The sequence below is a fragment of the Alteraquisediminimonas sediminicola genome (assembly GCF_019740335.1).
In the GTDB taxonomy this organism is placed as follows: domain Bacteria; phylum Pseudomonadota; class Alphaproteobacteria; order Sphingomonadales; family Sphingomonadaceae; genus Alteraquisediminimonas; species Alteraquisediminimonas sediminicola.
On record NZ_JAHXZS010000001.1, the window covers coordinates 1183945 to 1198895 of the forward strand.

Genomic DNA, 14951 nt, shown 5'->3' on the forward strand with positions numbered 1-14951 from the left:
TAATGCTAGGATTGACATTCCTATGCCCGAACGCGATGTTCCCGCCACGATCGCGAAAATCGCGACAATTATACAGGGGATTGAATATGAAGATTGACCGGCCGACGTTGGACAGCAATTAATTTTGCCCTGCCGTCTCTGCGCCTCATCTTTAAAATAGAAATAATTTCATTTTCTTAATCGCCCTGCCGCATCTGCGCCAAAGGGCTTTCGTTATTCACCATTTACTCTGCACTTTGTTCACAACAGCAGGAAAGACATGCTGATGAACAGGCCCCGGCATCTGGGAACTAGGTGGTCTTAAAAGCGGCAGAGAATAACCCAGTCTATTTGTATCGCGTATTTTATAACTAAGGGGACAATTATGAAGAATTCAATGTTGCGTCAGCACGTCATGCTGACAGCATTCGCCAGCACGCTGGCGATGGCCGTTGCGGCCCCAGTTCAGGCACAAGAAGCAGGTGCAAAGGCCGACAATGCGGGCTTTGAAGAAATCATCGTGAGCGCACGTCGCCGCAATGAATCGCTGCAGGACACGCCAGTCGCCATCACCGCCGTCAACGCGGCGATGCTGGAAAACAAGGCCTCGCTCAACGTCGGCGACCTGACCGGCGCTGCGCCGAACCTGTTGATCACCAACCAGAACTCGGGCGGCGCTGCTGCCAACCTCTCGATCCGTGGCCTGACCTATGCCGACATCGAAAAGTCGCAAGAACCGACCGTCGGCGTTGTCATCGACGGCGTGTTCATCGGCACCAACACCGGCCAGTTCCTCGACATGTTCGACATCGAACAGATCGAAGTGCTGCGTGGCCCGCAGGGCACGTTGTTCGGTCGCAACACCATCGGCGGCGTGATCAACATCAAGCGCAGCCGTCCGACCGGCGAATTCGGCGGCAAGTTCGAAGCCTCCTATGGCAAGTTCAACACCTTCGCGACCCGCGCCGTGGTGAACGCACCGATCGTTGGCGATCAGGTTGCAGCCAAGGTCTTCTACTTCCACAATCAGACGGATGGCGTTTATCGCCATGGCATCACCGGCGAACGCCGTGGTGGCAACAACAATGAAAACTTCGGCGTGTCCTTGCTCGTCAAGCCGACCGACAGCAATTTCGACGCGTTGCTGACCGTTGAAAAGCAGGTCCAGAAATACGACACCGATGTGTCCAACATCACCAAGACCGGCGAAGTGTTCTGCAGCCTGATCCCGACCGATCAGTGCAATCGCAACCAGAGCAGCGATCTGTACACCGTGTTCGGCCAGCCCGCACAAGGCAATTACAGCGCGCCTGCTGGCACGCTGGAAATGAACCTCGACCTCGGCGGCATCAAGCTGACCTCGGTCACCGGCTATCGCAAGTCGAAAGAAAATCAGACGCAGGATTTCGACGCCTCGACGACCGATCTGTATTATGTTCGTCGTCTGCAGGATTATAAGCAGTGGAGCCAGGAACTCCGTGGCGCAGGCAAGATCGGCAACACCTTCGACTATGTTGTCGGCGCCTATTATTTCAAGTCCAGCTACAACCTCACCCAATATTCGCGCGTGTTCGGCTTTGCGCCAACTGTCGATCCGATTGATTACGACACCAATGCGCAATTTGTGAGCGGCGACAGCAAGTCGATCGCCCTGTTCGGCGATTTCAACTGGGCATTTGCCGATAAGCTCCGTTTGTCCTTCGGTGGTCGTTACACCCGCGACAAAAAGGCGCTCTCCAATGCCTTCGCAACGGATGGCCTGATCGGTCAGGGCAGCGGCACCTTCAAGAAGTTCACCCCGAAGGTCGGCATCGATTATCGTCCTACCGATGAAACCATGCTCTATGCCTCATGGTCGCGCGGTTATCGTTCGGGCGGTTTCTCGCCACGTGCGGCAGAACCAGTTGCTGCGGCCCGTGCTTACAAGCCGGAAACCGTGGACAGCTACGAAATCGGCACCAAGCTCGATCTGTTCGATCGCAAGCTCCAGCTGAATTTCGCGGGCTTCTATGCGAAATATGACAAGCTCCAGCAGAACAACACCATTCCGGGTGGCCCGACCGGCAACCAGACGGTCACGTCCAACGTCGGTTCGGCAACGCTGAAGGGTATTGAAGCCGACTTCACCTTGCGTGCGGCAGAAGGTCTGCGGATCAACGGTTCGGCAGGCTATCTGAAGAACAAGTTCAAGGGCTTCGTTACTCAGGCAGCTGGTCCGATCGCAGGCGTTCTCGACAATTACGATTATTCCGGCAACGAAATGATCTATGCGCCGAAGTTCAACGCATCGATCTCGGTCGATTACACCGTACCGACCAGCTTCGGTGAAGTGCTCGCCAACCTCGGCTATCGTCACATCGGCGCTTATGATCAGCAGATCTCGTCTGCTGGCGTAACGGCGATCAGCACTGCAACGAACGGCGCTGTCACCTATAAGGTGCTCGGCAACGATCCGCGCGTGCGTAACAACCCGCAGGATCTGGTCGATGCGGCACTCAGCACCAAGTTCGATCTCGCTGGGACCGAAGCCAAGCTGACCGTCTATGGTCGCAACCTCCTGAACGACAAGGGTCCGACCCACGGCTTCACCGTGGCCGGCCTGTGGTCGTTCGGTACGGCCCGCGAACCGCGCACCTATGGCGTGTCCATGGGCGTGAAGTTCTGATCTAGCCGGGGTCGGCTGCGAGGCCGACCCCGTTGATCAGGGTTGATCGATTACCCAAAAATAAAAAGCCCCGTGATCGGCATGATCGCGGGGCTTTTTATATGGATCGCGCCTTTGCGCCCCTCACATCATGGGTACAGGGTTCGGGGTCAGGTTCCCCCGCAACATATCGGCCAGCAACGCCTTTTGTCGCGCAGCAGGCCATGCGCCCCGGTCTTGCGTTACCAAGGATGCGATCCCGTTGATGCACACCATGAATTGCGTCGCCATCGCTTGCGCATCGAGATCGGCACGCACCGTCCCCGATTGTTGGCCCGCCACAATCAGTTGGACGAACAGCTGTTTGGCCTCCGCCACGCCCAAAGCCCATTCGCTGCGCACCGCCGGTTCGGCAGGGGCCAGCCCCCAAAAAGCGAAAATACTATGCCAGTCGCGCCAACGCGCCTCGGTAATCGGCAGCAACTCCTCGGCGGCGGACATCACATCCCGGCCTAAGCGCAGCGACTCCATCAACGATTGTTCGCCGCGTTGTCGCGCGGCGCGATGGGTAAACACCATCATTTCAAGCTTGTTGCGGAAATAATGGCACACAACGGTGGTGCTGAAACCAACCTGCGCGGCCACATCGCGAATGGTCAGCGCCTCGATCCCGTGCGCCAAGACAAGGTTTTCGACAACCGTGGCAATTTGCAACCGGCGTTCATCATGGTCGACTTTACGAGGCAAGCTGGCTCCATCTCATTCCACGCACGTCACAGGCGCGTGCGTATATATTTTCACAACCGACCCCAACACCAAACGCAAAAATGGAGCGTTTTACCGCAAGATAAGCATGAATACGCCGTCCACAGCGACCAAGCTGATCTTTGTAGCAGGTTTATTATAGAACATTGTATTATCTAAACTGCCACAAAATATCGCATGAAAAAAGCTGGAGAGAGACATGAAAGCCAACCGCCAGCTCGACTGAAAATTCCATCCCTATATGGTGCAGGCCGCACGAGCTGAACACAGCCGGGCCTTCCCTCTATTTACCGCGCCCACAAGGCAGCAACGCAATCATCACAGGAGATCAGGATGCAAGGTTTCAACAATAATGTGGCACTTGTCACCGGCGCACTTAGCGGCATTGGCTTGGCAGCCGCAGAACGCCTCCACACCGATGGGGCGCAGGTGATCCTGACCGATTTGGCTGATCCGGCCGACCCCAAGGTTGCGGCCATTCTTGCGAATTTTGGCGAACGCGCGCGCTATATCCGTCTCAACGTTGCCAATGAGGATGACTGGAACGCTGCCCGCGCCAATGTTGAGGCACATGAAAAGCAACTCGACATCCTCGTCCATAATGCCGGCACATCCGGCAATGGCTATATCGATACGATCGCATTCAGCGAATGGCGCAAGGTGCAGTCGATCAACGTCGATGGCATTTTCCTTGGCACCAAGGCTTTCACCAGCCTGATGTCCGCCTCTGGCAAGGCGCGCAAAGGCGGGTCCAGCATCGTGATCGTGTCGTCGATGCTGGGGCTGGTCGGCTTTGCCAATGTGTCCGCTTATTGTGCGAGCAAGGGCGCGGCGCGACTGTTCACCAAATCCGCGGCGGTGGAATTTGCCAGTCGCGAAATGCCGATCCGCGTCAATTCGGTCCACCCCGGCTTTGTCGCGACACCGCTGACCCTGAGCGGCCTGAAAGAGATCGCCAGCGAAAACGGCCTGCCGAACGCCGACACGCTCATCACCGAACTGAACAAGACAACGCCGATGGGCCGGATGGGCGATTCCGAGGAAATCGCCGCCGCCATCGCGTTCCTGTGTTCGACCGACTCCTCCTATATCACCGGCAGCGAACTGGTGGTCGATGGCGGCTACACCGCGCGATAATCCGGCCATCCCCTCTACCCAAAAGGACACGCCAATATGGGCATCGAACAGCACCGGTCTTTGGACGCCAAACGCTATACCTCCCGCGATTTTGCCGAGCGCGAATGGGAAAGCGTCTGGTCGCGCAACTGGCTGTTGCTGGTCCATGAGGGCGAACTGCCGGACGCGGGGGATTTCGTCGTCTCCAAAGTGGGTCGCGAGTCCATCCTCTCCGTCCGGCAGGATGATGGTTCGATCAAATGCTTCTACAATATCTGCCAGCATCGCGGAAACCAGCTCGTCACCACGGGGGAAGGATCGCTTTCGGCATTTACCTGCGGCTATCATGGCTGGAAATATGCGCTGGATGGTGCATGCACCCATGCGCAGGATGCCGAAGATTTCCCGGTCAACCCCTGCGGCACGCTGCGGCTGGCGGATATTCGTTGCGAAGTGTTGGGCGGGTTCGTCTGGATCAACATGGACCCGGATGCCATCGACCTCAAAGCCTATCTGGGGCCGGTGTGGGACATGTTGCAAACCTATCCGTCCGATCAGCTCAAGCGGATTTCCGGCACCAGCGTGCGTATGCCGTGCAACTGGAAAACGGCGATGGATAATTTCCATGAGTCCTATCATATCGCCGCCGCGCATCCGATCGGGCTGCATTATATGGAAGATCATTACAGCAAGACCCAGACGACCGAATTCGGCAATGGCCATGCGGTATCGATCAACCACGGCTCAATTCAAGCCGAACGCCTGCCCAAAGGCACGCCGATTGGGCCGCAAATCGCGCAAGAATTGATCGAATGGGGGCTGGACCCCGCCGATTTTGTCGGGCGGGAACGCGATACGCGCATTGCCCTGCAACAGCAGAAACGCGCCTTGGCGGCCAGCAAGGGCATGGATCATTATGCGCGCTTAAGTGATGATCAGCTGACCGACCCCTATCATTTCACCTTGTTCCCCAATTCCGCCCTGACGTTCAATGCGGATGGCGTGCTTTTGCTGCGCGCCACCCCGGACGGCGACGATCCCAATCGCTGCATCCTCGACACATGGTTTTACACCGCAGCGACCGGCAGCTTCTGGGCCAAGATGCTGACCAATGGCGCGGATGACAACATCACCGATAATGTCCCGCGCGATCTTGTCGAATATGGCGAGGCCAATCTCGGCCCGATCCTGAGCGACGATGCATGGGTGCTGGCCGCCCAGCAAGAGGGCTTTCGCTCGCGCGGCTATCGCGGCGCCGTGCTGGCCCGGCAAGAAAGCCGCATCGCCCAATATCATGCGATGATTGATCATATGATGGCAGGTGGCAGTGCCGCCATTCTCGCCCCTTTATCTTCGGAGAACAGCAAGTGACCGTACCCGCCATCGCGTTGCCGTCCGATCCGTTGCTGGTCGCGGCCTATTTCACACTGGCGGGCGACATCAGCCCCTTTGGCGCGTGTACGATCAGCCCGATCCCCTTCGCCCAGCGGGCCGAGGCGGCGGCAAAAGCGGGCTATCGCGGCATCGGCATTGGCCATCAGGATCTGGCCCATCTGCTCGATACGCTAGGCGTGGCGGAAATGCGGCGCATCCTGTCCGGTAATGCGCTGGAGTTTCTCGAACTCGAAGTACTGCTCGACTGGTTTGCGACGGGTGAACGCCGCACGATTTCCGATCAGGTCCGCGCCTTGTTGCTCAAGGCAGCAGACAGTCTCGGCGCGGCGCATTTCAAGGCGGCGGGCGATGTGATGGGCGGTCGCTGGCCTATCGAACATATGGCGGAATCCTTTGCCCAATTATGCGATGATGCAGCCGCCGTCGGCACCGGCGTCGCCATTGAGCTTTTTCCCAGCAGCTCCATCGCCGATCTTGCCACCGGCATCGCCATTGTCGACGGCGCAGGGCGCGCCAATGGCGGGCTGTTGCTCGACATCTGGCACATGTCGCGCGGTGGGGTAAACCTGTCAGACATCGCCGCGATGGACGCCCGATATATCCGCCATATCGAACTCGACGATGCGGATGCAGTGCAAATCGGCACGATTGATGAAGACACCGTCGACCGCCGCCGCCTGTGTGGGGAGGGCGATCTGCCGGTTGCCGAATTCCTGCGCTGCGTGGCCGCCACCGGCTATGATGGCGCTTATGGCGTAGAGATCTTGTCCGATGAAAATCGCCGTCTCGATGTGCAAGCGGCGGCGACCCGATCCTTCGATACCACGCGCAGCTTCTTCCCTTCGGCCTCCGCCAAGTCTTAATCAGGAACCCTTTGCATGACCCATATTGCACCCGGCGTTGCCCGCTGCCCCGCAGATAGCGTGCAGGACGTTCTGCGCGCCGATGGCGATACCGACCGTCAGCCGGAAGCCTATAAAACCGAATCCTATCGTTTTCTCGGCGATGAGGACATCGACTTTGCCCGCTTCACCAGCCCGGAATTCTTCCAGAAAGAAGCTGAAAGCATGTGGCCGCGCACCTGGCAATGGGCGTGTCGCGAAGAACATATCGCGGAACCGGGCGATTATTATGTCTATGAGGTAGTCGGCAAATCGATCCTCATCACCCGCACCGAAGAAGGCGAGATCAAGGCGTTCTATAATGCCTGCCTCCATCGCGGGACCAAGCTGAAACCCGCCAATTCAGAGGGCTTTACGCATGAACTGGCCTGTCCGTTTCATGGGTGGAGCTGGCAACTCGACGGCAAGTTGAAGCACCTGCCCTGCGCGTGGGATTTTCCCCATGTCGATCAGGAGAAATTCGCGCTACCGCAGGTGCGCGTCGGCACATGGGGCGGGTTCGTGTTCATCAATATGGACCCGAACGCCCCGTCATTGGAGGAATATCTCGGCCCCCTGCCCGCCCATGCCAAGGCGGCGGCGATGGAAAATCGCTACATCGCGATGCATGTCGAAAAGGAACTCCCCTGCAATTGGAAGACCGCGATGGAGGCCTTTATGGAATCCTATCATCTGGTCGCGACTCATCCGCAATTGCTGATCGCCAATGGCGACATCAACACGCAATATGACATTTACAACGATCATGTGAACCGCCTGTTCGCATTGACCGGCGTCTCCAGCCCCAATTTCAAGGGCGAGAGCAGCGAACAGAAAATTCTCGATTCCATGCTGCTGGGCGATCGCGCCACCCTTGGCGACCGGCTGACCGTGCCTGATAATGGCCGGGCGCGTCATGTCATGGCGCAATATTTCAAGGATCTGGTGCGCGAACAAAGCGGGCTGGACATGGAAAGTCGCAGCACATCGGAAATGATCGATACGCTGCAATATTTCGTCTTCCCGAATGGTTTCTTCTTCCTCGCTCTGTCGTTCCCGATCATCTACCGCTTCCGCCCCTTGGGGCTAGACCCGAACCAGTCGCTGTTCGACTTGCTCGTGCTGCCGCCAATCCCCGCCAGCGGCGAGCGGCCCCTGCCCGCCGAACGCGTGCGCCTGACCGCCGACGAATCCTACACGACCGTGCCGGGCATGGATGAAGCCATCGGCATCGTGTTCGATCAGGACACCGGCAATCTGCGCGCCCAACAAGAAGGCTTCACCACGGTCAAAAAGCGCGGCATGACCCTCGCCAATTATCAAGAGGTCCGCATTCGGCACATGCACCAGACGCTCGATAAATATGTGGCGATGCCGCCTTTAGATTAAATTTGCCCAAGGGGGTGGCGACCGAGTGTCTATCGCCCCCTTATTTTCAGACCAAATTCATCACCCGCCCTATCGGGTGATCGGCGTTGCTGACAGCGCCCCCAGCAACGCCCCCTGCGGCCCTAAATGGCTTGCCGCCTTCGCGTTCCCCGCCCGCAGAGCAGTGTCACGCCTGTCATTGGCCAGCGACTCATCCGCATCACCACATGGATAAAATAAACACCCTATATATTTCAGTATTTTAGCTGCTCTTGACCTTCGCCTCCCAATGGGTTTAAAACAAGTGTTGTTACAACAAATGTTTTAAAGTCTCTGAGGAGAGTGCAATGACTGAGTGCGCAGTGGCAGACGCCAAACCATTGGCCCCGGTGCCGTCCCATGTCCCGGCGGATCGCGTGGTGGATTTTGACATCTTCAATCCGCCCGGCATCGACGACATGGGCGTGCATGAAGCATGGATCAAATTGCAGCAGTCGACGCCCTATGAAGTCGTCTGGACACCGCATAATGAAGGCCATTGGATCGCGGTGCGCGGCAAGCGCGTCCGCGCCATGTATCGCGACCCCGCGCATTTTTCGAGCCACATCATCTGGCTGCCGAAATCCGAGGGCGAGAATTACGGCCTTGTCCCGACCCGCCTCGACCCGCCGCAGCACACTCCCTTTCGCGAGGTGCTGAACAAGGCAATCGGCATCACCGCGACCAAGGCGATGGAACCGATGGTCCGTTCGGTGGCGGTCAGGATCATCGACGCGCTGGCCCCGCAGGGCAAATGCAATTTCACCGATGATTATGCCAAGCAATTCCCGGTCCAAGTCTTCCTCAACCTGCTCGATCTGCCGCATGAGGATGCCGCAGAGGTCAAGGAATGGATTGACCAGATGACCCGTCCGGATGGCTCGATGTCGATGGAGGAGGTCATGGCCAATGTCTTCCGCTATGTTGATCCGATCATCGAACAGCGTTTGAAAACGCCCGGCACCGACCTCATCAGCATTGTGATCAACAATGATATCGATGGCCGTCCGATGACCCGCGATGAAATGCGGGGGCTGGTGTCGCTGCTGCTGGTCGCGGGGCTGGATACGGTTGTGAACGTATTGAGCTTTTTCATGGAATTTCTCGCCCGCAATCCCGGCCATCGCCGCCAGCTCGTCGAGAACCCAGCCCTGATCCGCAAGGGTATTGAGGAATTGTTCCGCCGCTTCCCGGTGGTGGCCGAGGCGCGCATGGTCAAGGAAGACACCGAATGCGATGGCGTCGAGATGAAGGCAGGCGACATGGTCTGCGTGCCGACCCTCATCACCGGTACCGATGACCGCATGAACGGCTGCCCGATGCATGTCGACTTCAATCGCAAAGGCATCTCGCATGTCACCTTTGGCGACGGCCCGCATATCTGCGCAGGCCAGCATTTCGCCCGATTGGAAGCGATTGTGACGCTGGAGGAATGGCTGAAGCGCATTCCCGAATTCGATATCCCGGCAGGCGAAAAGATCAGCCACAAATCCGGCATCGTCTGCACCGTCGAACGCCTGCCCTTGGTCTGGACGCCACGCGCCTGACCTGTGACAGCTAGGAGCATATACAAATGAAGATTATCGTTTCGGTCCCCGGTGATGGGGAAGTGAATATTGACGCCCGCAATGGCTGGACCGTGATGGAGGCGATGCGCGATGCGGGTCTGCCGATCATCGCGCAATGCGGCGGCGGTCGCGCCTGCGCCACCTGTCACATCCATGTCGATAGCGCCTTTTTCGGGAAGTTAACGCCGATGGAAGAGGAAGAGCATGAATTGCTGGAATCGCTCGACAGCTTCGACACCGCCAAGTCCCGCCTGTCGTGCCAGATCCTGTGCGATGACAGTCTCGATGGTCTGACCATTGCCTTGCAGCCGGATTCGGTCGGCGACTGATCCATCATGTCAGTCCAGCGCCTGCGGATTAACCGCGGCGCTGGCTTGGCTTTGAGGCGAATATCTGGCTATGATCACCGATATGGACGAGCCAACAATTACCGCGCCCTTTGCCCAGCCATTTTCCGACGTGCAGGTCCGCATCCTCCTTGCGGCGGAAAAGCTGTTTGCCGAAAACGGGATAGACGGTGCCTCCATGCGCGAAATCGCGGTCGCGGCAGAGCAGCGCAATCCCTTTGCCGCACAATATCATTTCGAATCTCGCGAAGGACTGATCCGGGCGGTCTTCGCCTATCGCATGGGACAGTTGGAAGAAATGCGCGGACGCATGCTCGATCGCGCCGAACAAGAAGGTCGTCTTGAAGACCCGCGCTCCATTCTCGAAATCATCTATCTGCCGCAGGCTGCGCTCGTCGACCGTGAAGGCAATCACAGCTATGCGAACTTCCTCTGCCAATATCTATTGCGCGAGAAATCGACATGGTTCGGCGATTTCGGCACGCCATTGCCGCCCGTGCTCGTCCGCCTGCTGGCATTGCTGCGCAAATGTCTGTCGCATTTATCCGATGCGACCGCCCAGCGCCGACTGGTCAGTTCAAGCCTTGTGTTTCTCCATTTCCTGTCCGTTTATGGCGGCAGCGGCGGCAACCCGGCAAGAGGCGAAACATTCGAATTCCGACTGTCGGACACGCTGCGTCAGATCGAAATGGCAACCTGCATGCCGATCGAGGAAAACCCGCCGCTCCATCTCCTTGATGAATTGCGCGCCCTGAATCAGGTCCAGCCAGCCTAGGGTCAGCACCCGTTCAATCGTCCAAATGTGATGTCCTTATTGTACGCGCGTCTCGTCCTTGGCGAAATCATCGGCCTGCATGTAAAAGTCGCCTTGCAACATCTCTTTTGTCGCCGGCGACACGGCAGCCAGGCCGACTTGCTTGGCACGTTGTACCGCTGGCCGTGCAGACATGGCCAAAAACCAACGTTTAACATTGGCAAAATCATCAAGATTCTGGCCGTGAAGGCGATGGAACCACACCCATCCCCAGCACGCCATATCGGCGATGCTATAGTCTCCGGCAATCCACTCCCGCCCGGCCAATTGACGATCAAGCACGCGATAAAGCCGCGCGCATTCTTTGGTGTAGCGCTCAACTGCGTATTCATTGCCATCTGGCGCATAACGACGGAAATGATGGCCCTGCCCCGCCATCGGCCCAAGGCCCCCGACTTGCCAGAACAGCCATTCCATCGCCTGTGTCCGCGCCGGGCCTTCGGCTGCCAGAAACAACCTTGTCTTTTCGGCGAGATAGAGGAGAATAGCACCGGATTCGAACACGGACCGAGACCCCTCGGGCGCATCATGGTCGATGATCGCAGGCACGCGGTTGTTCGGACTGATCGTCAGGAAAGAGGGCGCAAACTGATCATTCTGCGTAATATCGACGATCTGCACCTGATAGGGGAGCGCGCACTCCTCCAGCATGATGCTGACCTTCCAGGTGTTGGGCGTCGGGAAATAATGAAGGTCAATCATCTCAATAATCCAATGGCAAGCCGATGTGGCGCGCGTAAATACGGTCCCGATGCGCGAATAATATGGGATCGAGTGCAGCTGCGACGACATCAGGCATGGCCGAATAAAATGTCCAGACATAATCGGGGATAGGATTGACGTCCTTCGATAGCGGCCCGACCAATTGCGAGAAACACGCCCAATACAGGTCAACGGCACTCAATCGGTCGCCGACAAAATAGTCCGACCCTGCGGCTTTTTGGGCATGGAGTTGCGCCGTCAACGCCTTAAGCACATCCGCCGCCCGTTCTGGCGCACGCGCCACAGCCTGTGGCGACAAGCCATATTGCCGTATATATTCCTGCTCATGTGGTGCTGCCTCGGAAGTGGCGCGCTCGCCCCATACCCCGGCCAGCATGTTCAGGCGACGATTCCAGCCGAAACCATCCTGACCGCAAATTTCCATGATCAGCCCCAGACACAAGGCGCGATCAGCAGAGGCGGTTGGGAGCAGCGACGCCCCGGAACCCAGCCGCTCCGCCAGCATCAATATGTCAAACCAGGTCGTCAGTGGCGGCTCGTCATCATAGACGGCGGTCGGCGCATTGCGACATCCTGTCCATTCGCACAGCGCCTCATTCGCCCCCATCGGTTCCTGCGCGACCGCCGCAAAAGGGACATGACGCGCATGGAGCATAGCCTTCGCCGCCTCGCCCCAAGGGCCGGGCACACCGGCGCTTAGCACCAGTCGCAATCCGGGCATGTCTCTGGCCTCGGCCACCGAAAAATACTGCATTCCACTCTCCGGCTGCACACCGCATGTATTTGCAGAAAATCAGCAAACCAAGGGCATTATTATACCCTGATCATAAGAGAGGCGCTGTGCAACATAACTGCCTAATCTGGGAGGTTGGATCAGGCGCTATCGGGGTTGGTCGAAAAGGGGCGGTCGCGGCAAACACCGGATACCCCCAGTAAAATGAGCACCACCGCATTGACTTCCAATAGGTGTGCTTACCATTCACTATCCATATAAAAGGCCCTCCCGACCTGATGGTCGGGAGGGCCAAAGATTTCATCCGAACCTTCGTTCAGACGGTCGGGTTTACCACTTCATCTTGAAGTCGACGCCATATTCCTGCGGCGCGCCCATCGAGGCGATACCGAACGAAGGTGCGAACCAACCGATCTGGCCGAAATACTTCTTATCGAAGAGGTTGCGGCCATACACACCGACCGACCAGCGTTCGTCTTCTGGCGACCAAGAGATGTTGCCATTCACAAGATTGATCTTGCCGATCTTTTCCTGCGGCAGGTTGGTGTAGTTGGTGAACTTCGAGCTGGTGTACGTATCCTGCAGGAAGAACGCCGCCTTGCCGCCTGCGACCGGGACAACATAATTGATGCTGGCGGCCGCATTCCATTTCGGCGCATTCATCAACGTGTTGCCGGCGAAGCTGGCGGTCACGTCATTGCCATCACCGTCGAGAACCGTCGTGTTGTACTTCTTGTACTTGGCATCCAGATAGGCAATCGAGCCGCTGAGCGTCAGCCCTTCGACGGGCAAAGCAGTCACTTCCAGTTCGAAGCCCTTGGTCTTTGCCTTACCGGCATTCGCAATCGACGCGCTGTTGGCGCCGCTTGGATAGGTCTTGTTTTGTACGACCTGCATGTCTTTGTACAAATTGTAGAAGCCGGACAAATTGATACGCAGATGCCGGTCCAGCAGGTCTGTCTTCAAGCCGAGTTCGAAGGTGTCGAGGGTTTCCGGATTATACGGTCCGATATCCTCCGGCACCACAATGCGGCCAGTGAAGCCACCCGACTTGAACCCCCGGGCATAATAGCCATAGAGCAGGCTCGTATTGGCCAGCTTATAGTCAAGACCGATCTTCCAGCCAAGCTTGTTCCAGGACTTCTTGCCCGAAGCCGACACGAAGGTGCCAGCTGCAATCGGGTCATCATAGCTGGAATAGTTCACGCCAACGCATGTGAAATCGCCGCACGGCGTGGTGTTCGCGGTCGTGGACGTGGCAGATGTCTTTTCATGCGAGTAACGGACGCCCGCCTGAAAGCGCAACTGATCGGTGATGTCATAATAAAGCTGGGTGAAGGCTGACAGCGAGGTCATCTTCTGATCCTGAGTCTGTGGCTGCCCCAGACCCAACAAGAAGCCATCAAGCTTGGTTTCCTGATCGAGGAAATATTTCTGGTGGAAGGCAAAGCCACCGAAGATGAGCTGCGCCCGGTCGCCCAGTTTCACCGTGTCGCGCAATTCCTGCGAATATTGCTCATGCTTGATGCGGCGACGGGTCTGCAAGAACACGCGGGTCGTTGCATCGTCATCGCTATACAGGTCGTGATCATATTTTTTGTAATTGGTGATCGACACCCAATCACCAAAACCGGTTGCGAGATTCTGCGTCAGCGTCGCGCTATAGCTATCGCGATCATTCTGATCCGGCTGGTCGCTGCTCTGACCACGCATGAAACGCTTGGTGTAGGACGTCTCACCCGGCACATACAGCAACAGATCTGGCGTCGAGATGTTGAGATTGGTTTGCGAGCCATTGCGGGTCCGGCCATATTCACCGATCAACGTGGCATTATAGCTGCTGTGACTGTCATATTTCAGATAGGCGCGCACAGTCGACATATCGACATCGCCCAACTTGCCGCCATTCAGATAGTTTTTGAAATACCCATCGCGACTGGTGTGCAGCACGCTGACCTTACCCGCGAGATTTTCGGTGATCGGCACGTTCATCGCAGCATTGAGTTCAATCCGGTTGAAGTTGCCATAGGTAAGCTGCACTTCGCCACCCAGTTCGCCGGTGGGCTGCTTGGTGATCACGTTCACAACGCCGCCGGTGGTGTTGGCACCGAACAGGGTGCCCTGCGGACCACGGAGGATTTCCACCCGTTCGATATCGAAGAGCGAGGCCAGCGCTGCGGTGTTCACGCCAACAACCACGCCATCGACAACTACGGACACGGTCGTGCCGACATAGGGATCTGCATCGTTCACGCCGACGCCACGGATAGTGAACACCGCGGAATCAGGTGAGTTGGCAAAGCTGTTGATCTGGACGTTCGGGATCGAGTTCGCGAGGCCCTGAATATTGGTGATCTTCTGCTTTTCAAGCGAGGAACCTGTCACGGCAGTGACGGAGATCGGCACGCTTTGCAGATTTTCGGCCCGCTTTTGGGCAGTGACGACGATTTCTTCAAGTCCGCCAGTCGCATTGGCGTCCTGAGCAACCCCTTGAGCAAATGCTGTCTCGGCGGCAAGTAGCGCAATCGCGCTGACACACAGAGTTCTGCTAATCATAATCTCTCCCATTTTAAAATTTA

The 14951-nt window shown here is 57.3% G+C and carries 12 protein-coding genes; 8 read left to right on the top strand and 4 right to left on the bottom strand.

Annotated features, from left to right (window positions below):
• The first annotated feature begins 364 nt into the window (after nt 1–364).
• Nucleotides 365–2644 (top strand): TonB-dependent receptor, encoded by a 2280-nt coding sequence (locus K6117_RS05895; RefSeq protein ID WP_221792745.1) that lies wholly within the window; start codon nt 365–367, stop codon nt 2642–2644.
• A gap of 123 nt (nt 2645–2767) precedes the next feature.
• On the opposite strand, the gene K6117_RS05900 is transcribed toward K6117_RS05895, so the two are convergent.
• Nucleotides 2768–3370, bottom strand: coding sequence for a TetR/AcrR family transcriptional regulator (locus K6117_RS05900; RefSeq protein WP_221792746.1), 603 nt, complete (start codon nt 3368–3370; stop codon nt 2768–2770).
• A 351-nt stretch (nt 3371–3721) separates the two neighbouring features.
• On the opposite strand from K6117_RS05900, the gene K6117_RS05905 reads away from it, so the two are divergent.
• From K6117_RS05905 to K6117_RS05935, 7 genes are all read left to right on the top strand, one after another.
• Complete coding sequence (locus K6117_RS05905; RefSeq protein WP_221792747.1) at nt 3722–4525, top strand: SDR family NAD(P)-dependent oxidoreductase; 804 nt, start codon at nt 3722–3724, stop codon at nt 4523–4525.
• A 36-nt stretch (nt 4526–4561) separates the two neighbouring features.
• Complete coding sequence (locus K6117_RS05910) at nt 4562–5875, top strand: aromatic ring-hydroxylating oxygenase subunit alpha (protein WP_221792748.1); 1314 nt, start codon at nt 4562–4564, stop codon at nt 5873–5875.
• Nucleotides 5872–6762 (top strand): sugar phosphate isomerase/epimerase family protein, encoded by an 891-nt coding sequence (locus K6117_RS05915; protein WP_221792749.1) that lies wholly within the window; start codon nt 5872–5874, stop codon nt 6760–6762. The genes K6117_RS05910 and K6117_RS05915 overlap by 4 nt, the downstream gene beginning before the upstream one ends.
• Nucleotides 6763–6777: 15 nt before the next feature.
• Nucleotides 6778–8169 (top strand): aromatic ring-hydroxylating oxygenase subunit alpha, encoded by a 1392-nt coding sequence (locus K6117_RS05920; protein ID WP_221792750.1) that lies wholly within the window; start codon nt 6778–6780, stop codon nt 8167–8169.
• Between the two features lie 326 nt (nt 8170–8495).
• Nucleotides 8496–9734, top strand: coding sequence for a cytochrome P450 (locus K6117_RS05925; RefSeq protein ID WP_221792751.1), 1239 nt, complete (start codon nt 8496–8498; stop codon nt 9732–9734).
• Between the two features lie 26 nt (nt 9735–9760).
• Nucleotides 9761–10084 carry a 2Fe-2S iron-sulfur cluster binding domain-containing protein gene (locus tag K6117_RS05930; protein WP_221792752.1) on the top strand — a complete coding sequence of 108 codons (324 nt, stop codon included), beginning with the start codon at nt 9761–9763 and terminating at the stop codon, nt 10082–10084.
• Between the two features lie 82 nt (nt 10085–10166).
• Complete coding sequence (locus tag K6117_RS05935) at nt 10167–10877, top strand: TetR/AcrR family transcriptional regulator (protein ID WP_221792753.1); 711 nt, start codon at nt 10167–10169, stop codon at nt 10875–10877.
• Between the two features lie 36 nt (nt 10878–10913).
• Here K6117_RS05935 and K6117_RS05940 read toward each other — a convergent pair whose 3' ends face one another.
• The 3 genes from K6117_RS05940 to K6117_RS05950 form a co-directional block, all read right to left on the bottom strand.
• Complete coding sequence (locus tag K6117_RS05940; protein WP_221792754.1) at nt 10914–11618, bottom strand: glutathione S-transferase family protein; 705 nt, start codon at nt 11616–11618, stop codon at nt 10914–10916.
• Between the two features lies 1 nt (nt 11619).
• Complete coding sequence (locus tag K6117_RS05945; protein ID WP_221792755.1) at nt 11620–12393, bottom strand: glutathione binding-like protein; 774 nt, start codon at nt 12391–12393, stop codon at nt 11620–11622.
• A 309-nt stretch (nt 12394–12702) separates the two neighbouring features.
• Nucleotides 12703–14928 (bottom strand): TonB-dependent receptor, encoded by a 2226-nt coding sequence (locus K6117_RS05950; RefSeq protein WP_221792756.1) that lies wholly within the window; start codon nt 14926–14928, stop codon nt 12703–12705.
• Nucleotides 14929–14951: the final 23 nt, after the last annotated feature.